The sequence below is a fragment of the Mesorhizobium sp. M5C.F.Cr.IN.023.01.1.1 genome (genome assembly GCF_003997585.1).
In the GTDB taxonomy this organism is placed as follows: Bacteria; Pseudomonadota; Alphaproteobacteria; order Rhizobiales; family Rhizobiaceae; genus Mesorhizobium; species Mesorhizobium wenxiniae.
The window spans coordinates 14131-28770 of the sequence record NZ_RZSU01000040.1 but is presented as its reverse complement, the minus strand read 5'-3'; the positions used below and the strand labels follow the sequence as shown (position 1 = coordinate 28770).

Below are 14640 nucleotides of genomic sequence, written 5' to 3'. Positions count from 1 at the left end.
CCGACATCATCGCGCGGATGAAGGAGGCTGGCGGGCGCTGAAGCCTGCCGCCTACTTCCCGCAGTGGTGATCGTTGATCTTGTTCAAGGCATTCGCGTCGGGCCCGACCCTGTGGTAGGAGCAGGCTCCGGCGGCTGTCGTGACCAACTGCTGGTCATAGTAGCGCGGGCCGCCGAACAGAATGTCGATGATGTCGCCTTCGGCGGGAACGTAGCGTTCGGATTGAACCCGGTAGTCGCGTTGCCGATGGTCGCGGTATTTGTCCCCGGCGAAAGCCGAGGCGGACATGCTGCAGCCTATCGCGAAGGCGAGCGCGCGGATCGCAAAGCGTTTTGTCGTCATCGGCAATACCCTTCTGGCAGTTCGGCTTTCTACCATATAGCCAAAATCGCCAGCCGAAGAAAAGTTCCCTGAACGGCATCTTGGGCCAACCGGCTCAACCATGATCTCACCTGTCATAATTATCCTGGGGCGCGGGGGAAGGCTATTCGCATCCGGCCGGCAACACGTAGGAAATCCGGTCATGACAATGACAGCGCCTGGCCGCCAGATAGGGGTTTCGGCCATTCACGCCAATTGCTCGCGGCAATCTATCCCGCGATCTCAAGCAAGGACGATACCAGCAACCGGCGTTCGTCCTGTGAAAGGACGTCCGAGTCGAAGAGGTTCATGCTGCGAAGTCCTTCGATGGCGAGGTAGCAGACCAGCAGCGCCTTGAGGTCCGGCGTCTCTCCCTTGAGCCGCTCGAAAACCTGCCGCCTGAACGATTTTATCGGTGTCAGGAAATCGGGATCCTCGGCGATCGCCGAAAATATCCAGGAAGCCGACGGTTTCGATTCCTCGGCATGTTCGGCCGAAAGCTTGATGTAGGTCGCAAGCGGGCTTTCGCCGCTGGCGCCGGCCGTGCGGGCGGACTCCAGCGCCTGCTCAAAGGCGCGCAGGTAATCCTCCACCAGCGCCTGCATCAGTTTCGCCTTTGTCGGGAAATTGTACAGCAAGCCGCCTTTCGACACGCCGGCTCGGCTGGCGACGGCGTCCAGCGACAGGCTGCCGGGCCCTGTCTCGCGTGCCACATCGGCGGCGGCGGCGAGAATTTTATCACGCGAATTTGTTCTGCGGGCCTTCATCAGTCGCTCCCCATACATTAGCCTACGCGGATTTGACAAGACCGTCCAGACGGTACAGTAAGATCGCCGTCATTTGAAATCGGGACCAGTCACAGGTATGTGTTTCGGTCATCCGACTGTTATGCCGGGCCATGGCCAAGGGGACTGTTCGTGATCAAGCGTTTCATCATTGCCTTCATTCTGCTCGTGCTGGTGTGCGGCGGCATCGTCGGCTTCAATTTGTTCCGCGACAATGCAATGCAGCAATTCTTCGCCACGATGAAGCCGCCGGCCGCGACCGTGTCGACGACAATCGTCAAGCCGACGAACTGGACGCCGGGCGTCGAGGCGATCGGCACTGTCAGTGCGGTCCGCGGCGTCGACCTGACCGTCGAAACCGCCGGCATCGTCAAGGACATCCTGTTTCACGCCAATCAGAAGGTTGCAGCCAACGCGGTTCTCCTTCAGCTCGACGATGCCGCCGAGCGCGCCGATCTCGATGCGACGAAGGCGCAAGCGGCGCTCGACCAGACGGCGTTGACACGCGCCCTTGAATTGCAGAAACGCGGTGTCGGCTCGGAATCGACGCTCGACTCGGCGCGGGCAGCCGCATCGGCTTCCGCTTCACAGGTCAACAGGCTGCAGGCGGTGCTCGAGCAGAAGCTGCTGACCGCGCCCTTCAGCGGCACAGTGGGTATCCCCAGGATCGATCTCGGCCAGTATCTCTCACCCGGCACTTCCGTAGCGACCCTGCAGGACCTGGAGACGATGCGGGCCGATTTCTCGGTTCCCGAACAGCAGCTTCCGCTGCTGAAGATCGGCCAGACGGTGCGGCTGGGCATTGGCGACGGCGAGTTGCCGTTCGCCGGCACCATTCGCGGTATCGACCCGAAGATCGACCCGACCAGCCGGCTGGTGACGGTCAGAGCCGAGGTCGCCAACCCCGAAGGCAAGCTGACACCTGGCCAGTTCGTGCAGGTGCGCGTCGAATTGCCCGAGGAAAACAACGTGCTGACGGTGCCGCAGACCGCGCTGACCTCCAGCCTCTACGGTGACTTCGTCTTTGTGGTGCGTCCGGCGAAGCCGGCCGCGGCCAATGGCGCCGCCCCTGCTGCGGCGGCAAAGCCGGAAGAAAAGCCAGCCACGGATACTGCGAAGCCCGCGGCCGAAGCGCCTGCGGGAAAACCCGAGGAAAAACCGGCTGCCACCCCGGCCGAATCGACAGCGGAAGAACAGAAACCGCAGCTCGCACTTGCCCAGGTGTTCGTCAAGCCCGGCCGCCGCAATGCCGGCCTGGTTGAGATCCTGGAAGGTATTGCGCCCGGCGACGAAGTCGTTACCGCCGGCCAGAACCGGCTCTCCAACGGCATGTCCGTAGCCGTCGACAACACGATCGACCCGACCAAGCCGGCGAACCAGCAGGCAGCCCAGCAATGAGCTTTTCCGACCTCTTCATCCGCCGCCCGGTCCTTTCGACCGTGCTCGCCTTGATGATCCTGCTTCTGGGTTTCCAGGGCATCTTCAACCTATCGATCCGGCAGTATCCGGAGGTTGAAGAAACGGCCATCACGATCACTACGGCCTATCCAGGCGCCAGCGCCGACCTGATCCAGGGATTCATTTCCGCGCCGATCGCCCGTGCCGTCGCTTCGACCGAAAACATCGATTATGTCACGTCGGCGAGCCGGCCGTCCTTAAGCACCGTGACGGTGCAGATGAAACTCGGCTCCAACCCCGACGTCGCGTTGAACGAAGTCTTGTCGAAGGTACAAGGCGTACGCGGCGATCTGCCAGACGAGGCCGAAGACCCGGTGATCGTCAAGGGCACCGGCGAGCAGTTCGCGATGATGTACATCTCGATGCAGAATCCGAACATGACGCCGGAACAGCTCACCGAATATATCGAGCGCGTCGTACGGCCGCGCATGTCGACGGTCGAGGGTGTCGCCGACGTTCAGATCTTCGGGGCCGCCGAATATTCGATGCGCGTCTGGATCGACCCGGTCAAACTGGCGGCGCGCGGCGTGACGGCGGCGGAAGTGCTGACTGCCATCAATGAATCGAATTTCCTCTCCGCGCCCGGCAATACCGAAAACGAATACGTCGCCTCCTCGATCACCGTTCGCTCGACGCTGCAGACGCCGGAGGCTTTCGCCGCCCTTCCGCTCCGATCGAAGGACGGCAATGTGGTGAGGCTGCGCGATGTGGCGCGCGTCGAGCTCGCCGCGGCGAACACCGACACCAGGGTCACTTTCAACGGCAAGCCCGGCATCTTCCTCGCCATCTTTCCGACGCCGGCCGCCAATCCGCTGACGACAGCGGAGGCGATCCACGAAATCGTGCCGACGATCCAGGAGACGCTGCCGCAAGGCATGACGATCGAGATCGTCTACGATTCGACCGAGCAGATCAGCGCGTCGATCGAGGAGGTGTTCAAGACCATCGGCGAAGCGGTCGCCATCGTCATCGTCGTCATCCTGCTCTTCCTCGGCTCGTTCCGCTCGGTGCTGATGCCGATCGTGACCATTCCGCTGTCACTGATCGGCGTCTGCTTCCTGCTGTTTTCGCTGGGCTATTCGATCAATCTTTTGTCGTTGCTGGCCATGGTGCTGGCGATCGGCCTCGTCGTCGATGATGCCATCGTGGTGGTGGAAAATATCCACCGCCATATGGAGGAAGACGGTTTGTCGCCGATGCAGGCGGCCTTCAACGGCATGCGGGAGATCTCGTCCGCCGTCATCGCCATGACGATAACGCTGGCCGCCGTGTTCGCGCCGCTGGCCTTCACCGGCGGCCTGACCGGCGCGCTGTTTCGCGAATTCGCGGTGACGCTTGCCGGCTCGGTGGTGCTTTCGGGTGTCGTCGCCCTCACCATCACGCCAATGATGTCGGCACGCATCCTCAGGGCCGGCTCGCACAGCCGCTTCCAGCGCATTGTCGACACCACATTCAGGCGCGTCGAAAACGTCTATGAACGGCTGGTTAGCGGCTCGTTGAAATATCGCCCGGTGACACTGATGATCGTCATCGCACTGGTCGCCACGACCGGCTTCATGTTCACCAAGACCGCGAGCGAACTGGCACCGGAAGAAGACCAGGGCTTCTTGCTGTCTATTGTGAATGCGCCGCGCTATGCGACGTCGGACTACACCGAAACCTATGTCAACCAGATTCTCGGGCTGATGAATGATATCCCCGAAACTAGGGCGCGGTTCTCCGCCGTCGCGTTCCAAGGCCCGACGAACAACGCCTTCGTCGGCTTCGCATTCAAGGACTGGGCCGACCGCACGCGCAGCTCGAAGGAACTTCAGGAAGACATCACGGGTCGCCTCAGCAAGGTTGCGGGCGTCGAAGCTTTCGTCTTCGCACCGCCCACGCTGCCCGGCTCCGGCGGCGGCCTGCCGATCACCATGGTGGTGCGCTCGACCGGCGAGGCCTCCCAGGTGTATGAGGCGGCCGAGGACATCAAGAACAAGGCGCAGGCCTCCGGTCGCTTCCTCGCCGTGCAGAATTCGATGTCCTACGACGCGCCAGAAGTGACGGTGACGATCGACCGCGACCGCGCCGCGGCGCTCAACCTGCCGATCGCCGACATCGGCCGGACGCTGACCCTCTTGGTCGGCGGCGCTGAGGTGGCGCAATTCGACCGCGAATCCAACAGCTACGACATCATCCCGCAGGTGCCGCAGAACTTCCGCGACAACCCTGAAAAGCTGGCCGAGTATTTCGTGCGCAGCGCGTCGGGCGAGATGGTGCCGCTCTCGGCGGTGGTGAAGATCTCGACCAATGCATCGCCGGCCGCGATCGAGCAGTTCAACCAATTGAACTCCGCCACGATTTCGGCTCTGCCATTGCCCACCGTCACCACCGGCGACGGGCTGAAGACGATCGAGGATATCGCCAGGGGAAGCCTGCCCGATACCTTCTTCATCGACTATACTGGCCAGTCGCGGCAGGAGAAGGAACAGGGCTACACGATCATCATCGCCTTCGCGGCAGCCGTTCTGGTCATCTATCTGGTGCTGGCGGCGCAGTTCGAAAGCTTCCGCGATCCGTTGATCATCATGATGTCGGTGCCGCTGTCGATCTTCGGCGCGATCGTGCCGCTCAATCTGGGGCTGGGGACGCTCAATATCTATACGCAGGTCGGCCTGATCACGCTGATCGGTCTGATCACCAAGCACGGCATTCTTCTGGTCGAGTTTGCCAACCAGCAGCGCGAGCTCCACGGGATGCGGCGGCGAGATGCGATCGTCGCCTCGGCCAGGGTGCGGCTAAGGCCGATCCTGATGACGACGGCTGCGATGGCGCTCGGCGTGGTGCCGCTGATCATCTCCAGCGGCGCGGGTGCGGCGGCGCGCTATTCGATGGGCCTGGTGATCTTCACCGGCATTCTGGTGGGAACGATGTTCACCCTGTTCGTGGTGCCGATGTTCTACACCTTCATTGCCAGCAAGGACCTGCCGCATCACGCCGAGAAGCCTGACCCGAAGCTGATGCCGGTCCCGGTTGATTGATTGACAAAAAAGGCCGGAAATTTCCGGCCTTTTTCTTGGGCAGTGATGTCCGACCCGGAACCTGTTTCACCCGGCAGGCGGATCGACTTTGCTTACCTATTTGACGATGACGATCCTGGTGTTGGCCGGACCGAAAGTCTCGACAAGCTGGTAGAAATCGGCGGCGTCGACCGGATGCAGCCGCACGCAGCCATGCGAGGCCGGCTGGCCGAGGCGCTTGACGAAATTGGTCGCATGCACGGCGTAGCCACCCTTGAAGAAGACCGAATGCGGCATCGGCGCGTTGTCATATTTCCTCGAATACCACATTTGGTGCATGCGGGTCGGCTTGAACGAGCCGGTCGGGGTGACATGCCCCTTTGCGCCGGTCGAGACTTTCCACGCGAAGGTCGGCCGCCCGTCGACCAGGACTTGCATCGTCTGCTGCGAAAGCGAAATCCGCGCCACGATCTGATTGGCGGCCCGATTGGCAGCATGGGCGACGCCATTATCGGGGCCGAACAGAAGAACCGCACCCGTGAGGGCGGCGGCAGCGATGTTGATGAGCTTGGCAGAAATGGCAGTGTACATGATGTCCCCCATCTGCCGGACATGGCCGGCTCCAATTCGACGACTGGCTTATCGTTGGGTGACGTTTCGAATTGATTTCGCACGGCAGGCGTTTCTGTTTCGAATGTGTTTCCCATGGTTAACAGCCCAAAGCCGATCCGAGGGATTTGTAGGGGTGAACCCAATGACATAAAGCCTCGGCCGCTTGAGCCCGGGCCCGCAAAAAGGTATTGTCTTCTCCAAGTGAAAGTGCGGTCTTCCCTCATATGAAAGAAATTCGACTTGGCTCGAAACCAATCTGCAACAAAGCGCGGACGCTAGCGGCATGATCTGGATACAGGCCACCCGCAGAGTTGACCCAACGAAAACAGCCGAACAAACGAAGATGAACATGCAATCGAACGCGATCTCCTGGCTCTTCAGGATAAGCACAGCCGCACCGATGATCGGCGGCGTCGGCACCTTCGCCGGCAGCCCGACGACGAAGCTTGCGGGGATGACTTCAAGCGAAGTTTCGACGCTGCATGCCGCACTGTTTTTCGCCACGGTCTGGATCGTGTCCAGTCTGCGCATCAACCGGCTCAAGGCCCTCTGGCGGGTCGGTTTTGGGCTGAAGAAGATGCGCGGCCCCTCCGGCAACTTGCAGCCGAGAGGACCGAAGGCCCGCGCCGCGACGGGGGGCTCCGCTGGCGGCGCGGGCGCTTCGGGGGTTTCCCTGAAGACATGATCCCGAGCCGAAAGACCGCATCGCGACAAGTGGTGCTGGTTTCCGGAAGAGAGTGTGCCCGAAAACAGGCCATACGCAGCAGGTCTGAATTTGGGGAACGGATACGATGAACACGAAATTTGCAGCTTCGGTGCTTTCCGCACTGCTCTACGCACAGGGCCTGCTCGGCTTTGCCGGCCTCGCCACCGTGCTTCTTAGGGATCGTGCCCATGCAAGCGAATTCGTCGCGGCCAGCGAAATGCCGTCAGGTCCGTCGCTTCTTGTGGTCCGCTGAGCGCCTGGACCTGTGGGCAATACGGTGAGAGGCCCGGCCTCAGTCGGCGAACTGCGTCGGCGGATCGAACCGGTAGCCCGCACCCCTTATGGTGGTGATGGTCTCGGTGTCGAGCTTGCGGCGCAGCCGCACGATGCGCGAATCGATCGAGCGATCGAAGGCATCGGCATTTTCGGCGGGCGCGGCGGCAATGATGTCGTCGCGCGTCAAGACCTTGCGCGGACTGGCCAGGAACAATCTGAGCAGCGCCACCTGACCCGGCGACAATTGTTCTTCCGTGCCGGAGCGATGCATGACCATGGCCGACCGGAGGTCGACCGTCGCGTTCTCCAGCACGACCAATTCCCCGGCGTTCCTGCCGCGCCGTGCCAGCAAGCCGCCGATACGAGCGGCGAGTTCCCTGACATTGAGCGGGCTCTCGACGACGTCGGCGGCGCCGAGTTCGAGCGCCAGCACCTTGTCGACGAGATCGGCCGGCCGGCAGATCAGGATGAAATCCGGCCCGCCCTCGCCGCCATGGCGCCTGAGCAGATCACGCCCTTCCGCCTGGCTGAGGCTGTCGCCGACGACGACGACATCGATGCCCTTTCCGGAAAGCAAGGATTCGGCCTCCCACGGCTGCCGCACCGCGCGCACGTCATGACCACGCCGTTCGAGATGGTCGGCGAGATCGGTCGCGACCACTTCGGCGACGGAAACCAGCGCGATGACGGATCGTGCAGCCATTTTTTTCCACCCTGCAACCGGCAACCCAAGATGAGTGCTGGACATGATGTTTATACCCAATCTACTTTCCGCTGAAAGCGGGAGCGAGAGCATAGTGCGGGCGCGAATTGTTATCGTCGAGGACGAACCGGATCTGAGGGACGCGGTCGCCGAGTATCTCGGCGCCAGCGGCTACGATGTCGCGACGGCCGAGAGTGCCAGCGCCGCGCGAACCTTGCTGGAAACGCAGTCGTTTCACTTGGCCATCCTCGACATCGCCATGCCAGGCGAGGACGGCCTGTCGCTCGGCCGCTGGCTGCGCTCGAAAATGCCTATCGGCATCATCTACGCCACTGCCGCCGGCACCGCGCTCGACCGCATCGTCGGGCTGGAACTGGGCGCCGACGACTACATCGTCAAGCCTTACGAATTGCGCGAGGTGCTGGCGAGGGTCCGCAGCGTGCTGCGCCGCGTGCCGCAGCCGGCCGAACCACAGGGCGCCAAGGCCGAAACAACTGCCAACCGCCGTTTCATGAGCTTCGGCCCTTTCCATGCCGATCTCGACGGCCGGTTCGTCACCGGCACCAATGGGACAGTCATCGACATGGCCAAGAGCGAGTTTGACGTGCTGGAGGTCTTCCTGACGCGTGCCAACCGTTTGCTGACGCGTGCGGCGATCTCCGAGGCGATCGGCTTCGCGGAAGATCCTGAATCGTCGCGCGCGGTCGATATCCGCATCATGCGGCTGAGAAAGAAGATCGAGGCGGACCCGGCCAATCCGAAATACCTGCGCACAGTCCGCGGCGAAGGCTATATCTTCTCGCTGCCGACCGGCGAAAGCAACTGAGCGGCGCGACCACCGGTAACCACTCTCGGTGGCACGACTGTGAAATGACGGCTGACCATGACGGCTGAAGCAGCACGCAGCGATATGCACGGCGTCAGGCAAGGCGCGGCGATGGCGGCTGTCCATGTCGTTCGCCGGCTTCGCGAAGCCGGCGACTGGCAGCGCGAGATGGACAGCATCCTTGAAACGCTCTGCGGAGCCATGGATTGCCAGCGCGGCATCCTGTTTCGGCTGCGCGAGCTGCCCGGCCAGGGCTTTGCCCAGTCGGTCGCGGCTTACTGGATCAACCCCCGATTTGGTGGCGAACTGGCGTCGCCAACGGTAATCATGCAGTCGGTTGTCAATTCGGACCCACTGCTGGAACGGTTGGCGGAGGACGAGCGGCAAGGCAAGATCTTCGCGGGACACACGCGCGACGTTGAAGGCTTTCTGAGAACCGACTTCGAAAAGCAGCACATCAAGTCGTTCCTGTCGGTGTCGGTCTTTGCGCATGGCCATCTGTGGGGCACGCTGGCGGTCAACGACTGCGTGAACGAGCGCGAATGGACCAACGAGGAAGAGGCAACGCTGCACATCGTGGCATTGGCCATCGGCGACGCCATCGAACGATCGCTTTCCGATGCCCATGCCAGCGAAGTCATCCGCCGCACCATGTTGCAGGCCTCGCTAGACGCCATCATCGTCATCGACGAGACCGGTTCGATCATCGAGTTCAATCCTGCCGCCGAAAAGATGTTCGGCTATCAGCGCAGTGACATCCTCGGCAAGGACCTGCTCGACACCGTCGTTCCGGAATATTATCGCAAGGGCTATGTGTCGGGCGCCGAATACATGTCGGGCCGCGGCGCGCCGATGGTCGGCCAGCGGATCGAGACCGTCACCCAGAATGCGGCCGGCGAGGTCTTTCCGATCGAACTGACGGCGACCGAGATGCGAGTCGCCGACCGCCGCCTGATCTTCGGCTCGATCCGCGACCTTCGCGACAAATTGCGCGCCGAAGAGGAGATCGGCCGCCAGCGCGAAAAGCTGCACCAGAACGAGAAGATGGCGGCGATGGGCTCGCTGCTTGCCGGCGTGTCACACGAGCTCAACAACCCGCTTGCCGTAGTCGTCGCACAATCGACGCTATTGCACGAGTTCGCTTCAGACCCGCAGACCAAGGTGCGCGCCGAAAAGGTGCGCGCCGCCGCCGAGCGTTGCGGCCGCATCGTCAAGAGCTTCCTCTCAATGGTCCGCCTGCACCCGGCGGCGCAGGCCGAGACGGACCTCAACCAGGTGGTCCGCGCGGCACTCGAAGTGACTGCCTACGGCGCCAGGTCGACCGGCATCATTATCGATACCGATTTCGCCAGCGGCCCGCTGCTGGCCATGGCCGACGCCGACCATGTGACGCAAGTGGCCGCCAACTTCCTCATCAACAGCCAGCACGCTCTGGCCGGCATCGGCGGCGACCGGCTGATCAAGGTTCGCACGTTTCGCAGCGATCGCGGCAATCCCTGTTTCTCAGTTGAGGACAACGGGCTGGGCGTGCCGGAAGCGATTCGCTCTCGCATCTTCGAATCCTATTTCACCACCAAGCCTGTCGGCGTCGGCACCGGCATCGGCCTGTCAATCTCCAAATCGATCATCGAACGGCACAATGGCAATGTCTGGTTCGAGGAAGTTCTGCCGAGGGGCGCCCGTTTCGTCGTCCAGTTGCCGGCGATCTCCGCCGGCGCGGCCGCCTCCGGCGAAACCCCGTCGCGCTCGAGCGGATTGCGTCACGCGCTGATCATCGACGACGAGCCGGATGTCGCCGCGTCGCTGTCCGATATTCTGGAGTTGATGGGCATCAAGTCGCGGATCGTGCCGGCCTGGGCATCGGCCGCCGCGACCTTGACCGGCCACATGCCGCCGGACATCGTCTTTTCCGATCTGCGCATGCCCGGCACCAGCGGCATATCAATCTATCGCGAACTGCTCGCCGAAAAGCCCGATCTGGCGCGGCGCTTCGTTCTGGTCACCGGCGACCTGATCGGCGCAAAGGCCGAAATCGAAGCATTGCCCGCGCCGCAGCGTCCGCAGATCCTGGAAAAGCCGTTCAGCACGCTGGACGTGCGCGGCGTGCTGTCGGCCATCGCCGAGCAGGCGGCATTGGGCAGCTAGAACTTCGGACTGGTGGAAATCGGCTTTTTAAGAATCCGACGCTCAAAGGAAGGGTTAGAGGCCAGAGAAAAAGACTCCCGGCCGACGATGCGGCGGGAGCCTGCCGGGAGCGCTGGAGGGTCGCTCGGGGGGCATCAAAAAACGTTCGGCGTATCGGTCAGCGGCGGGGCATTGGCGATCACGCGGACCGCGCGAGCCTTGTGGATGCCGGACTGCTCGGCGATGACGCGCAGGCAGTCCGCACTTTCGGCGCCCCAGGCTTGCCCCTTGCAGACAAAATCGATCTCCGGCATCGGCAGGCGCGCGGTCTTTGTCGTGGTCGGCGCGCCGTCAACGATATTTGCCGGCGGGTTCAGTGAAGCAAAGGCCGGTCCAACCGTCGGCACGAACGCCATGCCGACGAATGCGGCGGCGCCCAGCACCACGAACAGCGCCATCGGATGGTCGTTGGCGCGCCGGCGCAGCGCCAGCTTCGGCCGCCGATCGTTGCGCTCCGGCGCCTGCGGGCGGTCATCGTAGGCAGTCTGGATTTTCGTATGCATCGCCATACCCTTCATTGATTTTCTTTTTCTGCTGAAACGAACTTAGCCGCACCCGGTAACGAACGAACGACGCACGCAAACTGACCGTGTAACAGATTTGAAACCGGATTCCGGGCAGTACCGGGCATATTCGGTCTGCGAGGGCGCGAGAGTTCTTTGCCGAACTGTTTCATGCAGTCGCATGTTCACAGGATCAAATCACGCCGCCGCTGTGGCCCGGCGACGTCCGGTCGCCAGCTTGACGCCTCACCTGCGACCATGAGGCGCTTGTGACTATTGCGGATTAAATTCCGAGAGGATTTTCTGTGCAGCAATGCGCCCAGCCACGATTGCGCCTTCGGCATAGCCCGGAAATGACGGCGACAATTCCGAGGATGCGAAATACACTGGCGGCGCGCCGGCCAGGATGGTTTGTTCGGCATCGGTGGCACTCGTATCGATGATGAGATCGCTGTAGCCGCCGCCGCTCCAGCGATCATCGGTCCAGTCGCGACAGCTGAAATCGGTGAAGCTGCCTGCGTCCGTGCCGAGCGCCTCCTTGAGCCGCGCCGTAACCTCCGCGCGCAACGCGGCATCTCCCAATTCCCGCCAGCGTAGGGCAAGCGGCCCGCCCATGAAGACGACCAACGCAGGGTGGCCGCCATCCTTGCTGACGTCACAGGCAAAAAGTGCCGGCGGATCGCGCCACATCACCATGCCGCTCAAGCCCTTGGCGCGCCAAAAGGCTGTGGGGTAGCGCACCTGCATTTTGATCACCGCGCCGCTTTGCCAGACACCGAGGGCCTTTTCCAAGGCAACCGGCAGCGCCGGTGCGAAATCCAGCTTCGAAGCCATCATCGGCGGCATGGCGATTAGCGCCATTCGCGCCGTGATCGAGCCCGTCGTCGACGCGAGACGAATTCCTCCCAGTCTGCGCTCGATCGTTCTGACCGGCGTGTTCAATCGCAGGCGGTCGCCGAGATCCTCAGCCAGATCATCCGCCAGAGACTGCATGGTTTCGTGCACGAAATACTGCAGCTCCGACACCTCATTGGTGATACGGCGGTCATTGTCGATGAGGTGCCAAAGCGGCAGTTTTTCGAGCGCCTGGCACCACAGGCCCTCGATCATCGAGCGAAAAGCCGCCTTGACCTCACCGGGATCGTTCTGGCGATCGAGCCATGCGGCGACGGTCAAGCCGGCAATCGTCGGATCGCCCGGTGCAATCGCGTTCATACGGTCGCGGATCGCCATCGAGGCGTAGTAGATTCGCTCGGCTTCCTTTTCGCCCGTCAGCGGCTGGGCAATGACTTCGCCCTTAACATAGGTCTCGACCAACGTCTTACCGCGCGTTCGCACCAGGGCCATCAGTTCCGGCATGTCCTCGCACAGGAACTGACCGCCGCTGTCGATCAGCTCGCCAAGCCCATTCCACTTGGACTCGACCCGCCCGCCGACGCGGCCGCGCGCCTCGAGCAGCACAAAATCAATGCCGGCCTTGTTCAATTCATGCGCGGCTGACAGGCCGGTAAAGCCGGCGCCGGCGATGGCGACATCGGTTCGTACGGTCTGGCGCTTCAAGAGCCGGCCCAGAAGTTCTCGAACTCCGCAATCATCCGCGGCTTGAGCTCCGGAAACAACGATTTTGTCGAGATCATCAAAACCCCGCTCGATCGATATATTGCAGGTCGCTGGCTACTCTGCCGGGCGACACGCTTTACCCGATGGTTTTTTCCAGCATGTTGATCCAGTTGCGATAGGCGATCTTCTCGATCAGCGCGCGACCGAAGCCGCGCGCCGCGAACGCATCGAGCAGCTTCGGCAGGCCGGTAACGTCGCCGATAACAGCCGGGATCATGGCGCCGTCGAAATCGGACCCGAGGCCGACGCCGTTCTCGCCCAGCGCCTGCAGCAGCGAATCGACATGGCGCACCATGATGTCGACACTGGTATCAGCATTCATCCGGCCGTCTTCGCGCAAAAATCCGGTCGCGAAATTCAGGCCGACCATGCCACCCGACTCGCGGATCGCGCCGAGCTGCCAGTCCGTGAGGTTGCGGGAATGGCCGCAGATCGCATGGACGTTCGAGTGGGTCGCGACCAGCGGGGCGTCGCTGATCCCGGCGACGTCGCGAAACCCCTTTTCTTTGAGATGCGAAAGATCGACCATGATGCCGAGCTGGTTGCAGGCCTTGACCAGTCCCTTGCCGGCATCGGTCAGGCCAGGTCCGGTGTCGGGCGTCGACGGGAAACGGAATGGCACGCCATGGCCGAAAGCGTTCGGGCGGCTCCAGACGACGCCGAGCGAGCGCAGGCCGGCCGCATGCAACACGTCGAGCATCGTCAGTTCGGGGTCGATCGCCTCGACGCCTTCAATATGGAACACCGCCGCGATCGACCCTTGCGCCATCGCATTTCGCACGGCGCCGGCGCTGCGGCAGACGGTGAGTGCCGACGCTCGTTCCAGCCTGAACAGGATCGAGGCCATGGCGATGGTGGAAGCGAGCGCGTCGGCGCGCGAAATTTCGGGCGGCAAGGGCTCGGTATCGCTCGGCGCAGGTGGAACCGCACTGCGCTTGGACTTCTCGATCGGCGGCGGAAAGATCGCGAACATGCCGCCGACAAAGCCGCCCTTTTTCGCGCGCGGCAGGTCGATGTGGCCACCCTGCGTTCCCTCGATGAACAGCTTCTCAACATCCGCGTCCTTCGACTGATAGAGCCTGAGCAACGTATCGTTGTGGCCGTCGAAGACGGGGACGAGGTCGGATTCAGTCATCAGGGAGCCATTCGGTTTCAGGGGGGCGGGCCTCAGTCGCAGCCAGTCTGCAGGCGATACGCCTAATTAGGCAAGATGTACGAACTGCGCAAATGCCAGAGACGTTATCCCCTTCTGGCCGCCCGCTCTTCCACAGTCATCCCGCGCGCTTAGGTGGCCGAATTGAGCCGAACCTACTGTTTCAGCACGTCGGCCCATTCCTTGTGACGATGGAACTGGGCGTTGGCGAACGGACAAAGCGGGATGATCTTCTTGCCCGCCGCGCGCGCGTCCTCGACGGCTCGGGTGACGAGGCGAAGCCCGGCGCCCTGGCCGCGAAACGCATCCGGCACCTCGGTGTGGTCGATGATGATCTGGTGCTCGCCGATCTTGGTGAAGGTCATCTCCGCCTCGGCGCCATCAGGCCCGCGCAAGAGGTAACGGCCTTTGGAACCGCGATCCTCCAGTTCGATCTCCGGCAATTGGTCAAGCAT

At 62.4% G+C, this 14640-nt stretch carries 14 protein-coding genes; 6 read left to right on the top strand and 8 right to left on the bottom strand.

What is annotated here, in order from left to right:
• Window positions 1–51 precede the first annotated feature (51 nt).
• Both EOA78_RS17620 and EOA78_RS17615 read right to left on the bottom strand, forming a co-directional pair.
• The gene (locus tag EOA78_RS17620; RefSeq protein WP_127316226.1) at window positions 52–342 is read right to left on the bottom strand and encodes a hypothetical protein; all 291 of its coding nucleotides are present in this window, start codon (window positions 340–342) and stop codon (window positions 52–54) included.
• Window positions 343–590: 248 nt separating this feature from the next.
• Window positions 591–1127: a TetR/AcrR family transcriptional regulator gene (locus tag EOA78_RS17615; RefSeq protein ID WP_127316225.1), complete on the bottom strand. Its 537-nt coding sequence runs from the start codon at window positions 1125–1127 to the stop codon at window positions 591–593.
• Between the two features lie 144 nt (window positions 1128–1271).
• Between EOA78_RS17615 and EOA78_RS17610 the strand changes: the two genes are divergently transcribed.
• Both EOA78_RS17610 and EOA78_RS17605 read left to right on the top strand, forming a co-directional pair.
• On the top strand, window positions 1272–2543 hold the full coding sequence (locus tag EOA78_RS17610; RefSeq protein WP_127316252.1) for an efflux RND transporter periplasmic adaptor subunit: 1272 nt from the start codon (window positions 1272–1274) through the stop codon (window positions 2541–2543).
• Window positions 2540–5623 (top strand): efflux RND transporter permease subunit, encoded by a 3084-nt coding sequence (locus EOA78_RS17605; RefSeq protein ID WP_127316224.1) that lies wholly within the window; start codon window positions 2540–2542, stop codon window positions 5621–5623. Before EOA78_RS17610 ends, EOA78_RS17605 begins: the two co-directional genes overlap by 4 nt.
• Window positions 5624–5719: 96 nt before the next feature.
• On the opposite strand, the gene EOA78_RS17600 is transcribed toward EOA78_RS17605, so the two are convergent.
• The gene (locus EOA78_RS17600; protein WP_127316223.1) at window positions 5720–6193 is read right to left on the bottom strand and encodes a L,D-transpeptidase; all 474 of its coding nucleotides are present in this window, start codon (window positions 6191–6193) and stop codon (window positions 5720–5722) included.
• Between the two features lie 370 nt (window positions 6194–6563).
• On the opposite strand from EOA78_RS17600, the gene EOA78_RS17595 reads away from it, so the two are divergent.
• Both EOA78_RS17595 and EOA78_RS17590 read left to right on the top strand, forming a co-directional pair.
• On the top strand, window positions 6564–6899 hold the full coding sequence (locus EOA78_RS17595; protein WP_245477552.1) for a hypothetical protein: 336 nt from the start codon (window positions 6564–6566) through the stop codon (window positions 6897–6899).
• A gap of 106 nt (window positions 6900–7005) precedes the next feature.
• The gene (locus tag EOA78_RS17590; RefSeq protein ID WP_023797130.1) at window positions 7006–7173 is read left to right on the top strand and encodes a hypothetical protein; all 168 of its coding nucleotides are present in this window, start codon (window positions 7006–7008) and stop codon (window positions 7171–7173) included.
• A gap of 39 nt (window positions 7174–7212) precedes the next feature.
• Here the strand turns inward: EOA78_RS17590 and EOA78_RS17585 are convergent, their stop codons facing one another.
• Window positions 7213–7899, bottom strand: a complete 687-nt coding sequence (locus tag EOA78_RS17585) for a response regulator transcription factor (protein WP_065007437.1) — start codon at window positions 7897–7899, stop codon at window positions 7213–7215.
• A 46-nt stretch (window positions 7900–7945) separates the two neighbouring features.
• On the opposite strand from EOA78_RS17585, the gene EOA78_RS17580 reads away from it, so the two are divergent.
• Together EOA78_RS17580 and EOA78_RS17575 are read left to right on the top strand one after the other, a co-directional pair.
• The gene (locus EOA78_RS17580; RefSeq protein ID WP_206533457.1) at window positions 7946–8725 is read left to right on the top strand and encodes a response regulator transcription factor; all 780 of its coding nucleotides are present in this window, start codon (window positions 7946–7948) and stop codon (window positions 8723–8725) included.
• 57 nt (window positions 8726–8782) lie between these two features.
• Entirely contained in the window at window positions 8783–10870 is a 2088-nt protein-coding gene (locus EOA78_RS17575) for a PAS domain S-box protein (protein WP_164783802.1), read from the top strand.
• 134 nt (window positions 10871–11004) lie between these two features.
• On the opposite strand, the gene EOA78_RS17570 is transcribed toward EOA78_RS17575, so the two are convergent.
• The 4 genes from EOA78_RS17570 to EOA78_RS17555 all read right to left on the bottom strand — a co-directional run bounded on the left by EOA78_RS17570 (window position 11005) and on the right by EOA78_RS17555 (window position 14640).
• The gene (locus EOA78_RS17570) at window positions 11005–11412 is read right to left on the bottom strand and encodes a hypothetical protein (protein WP_127316220.1); all 408 of its coding nucleotides are present in this window, start codon (window positions 11410–11412) and stop codon (window positions 11005–11007) included.
• A 273-nt stretch (window positions 11413–11685) separates the two neighbouring features.
• The gene (locus EOA78_RS17565; protein ID WP_164783801.1) at window positions 11686–12972 is read right to left on the bottom strand and encodes a flavin monoamine oxidase family protein; all 1287 of its coding nucleotides are present in this window, start codon (window positions 12970–12972) and stop codon (window positions 11686–11688) included.
• A gap of 136 nt (window positions 12973–13108) precedes the next feature.
• On the bottom strand, window positions 13109–14167 hold the full coding sequence (locus EOA78_RS17560; protein ID WP_127316219.1) for a dipeptidase: 1059 nt from the start codon (window positions 14165–14167) through the stop codon (window positions 13109–13111).
• A 173-nt stretch (window positions 14168–14340) separates the two neighbouring features.
• Window positions 14341–14640: a GNAT family N-acetyltransferase gene (locus EOA78_RS17555; protein ID WP_029348700.1), complete on the bottom strand. Its 300-nt coding sequence runs from the start codon at window positions 14638–14640 to the stop codon at window positions 14341–14343.

Excerpts from the sequence above, each read along its gene's own strand:
- EOA78_RS17580 (WP_206533457.1), top strand. The coding sequence starts at position 7,946 with ATGTTTATACCCAATCTACTTTCCGCTGAAAGCGGGAGCGAGAGCATA.
- EOA78_RS17605 (WP_127316224.1), top strand. The coding sequence starts at position 2,540 with ATGAGCTTTTCCGACCTCTTCATCCGCCGCCCGGTCCTTTCGACCGTG.
- EOA78_RS17600 (WP_127316223.1), bottom strand. The coding sequence starts at position 6,193 with ATGTACACTGCCATTTCTGCCAAGCTCATCAACATCGCTGCCGCCGCC.
- EOA78_RS17620 (WP_127316226.1), bottom strand. The coding sequence starts at position 342 with ATGACGACAAAACGCTTTGCGATCCGCGCGCTCGCCTTCGCGATAGGC.
- EOA78_RS17570 (WP_127316220.1), bottom strand. The coding sequence starts at position 11,412 with ATGCATACGAAAATCCAGACTGCCTACGATGACCGCCCGCAGGCGCCG.
- EOA78_RS17590 (WP_023797130.1), top strand. The coding sequence starts at position 7,006 with ATGAACACGAAATTTGCAGCTTCGGTGCTTTCCGCACTGCTCTACGCA.
- EOA78_RS17595 (WP_245477552.1), top strand. The coding sequence starts at position 6,564 with ATGCAATCGAACGCGATCTCCTGGCTCTTCAGGATAAGCACAGCCGCA.
- EOA78_RS17555 (WP_029348700.1), bottom strand. The coding sequence starts at position 14,640 with ATGCTTGACCAATTGCCGGAGATCGAACTGGAGGATCGCGGTTCCAAA.
- EOA78_RS17560 (WP_127316219.1), bottom strand. The coding sequence starts at position 14,167 with ATGACTGAATCCGACCTCGTCCCCGTCTTCGACGGCCACAACGATACG.
- EOA78_RS17615 (WP_127316225.1), bottom strand. The coding sequence starts at position 1,127 with ATGAAGGCCCGCAGAACAAATTCGCGTGATAAAATTCTCGCCGCCGCC.
- EOA78_RS17585 (WP_065007437.1), bottom strand. The coding sequence starts at position 7,899 with ATGGCTGCACGATCCGTCATCGCGCTGGTTTCCGTCGCCGAAGTGGTC.
- EOA78_RS17575 (WP_164783802.1), top strand. The coding sequence starts at position 8,783 with ATGACGGCTGAAGCAGCACGCAGCGATATGCACGGCGTCAGGCAAGGC.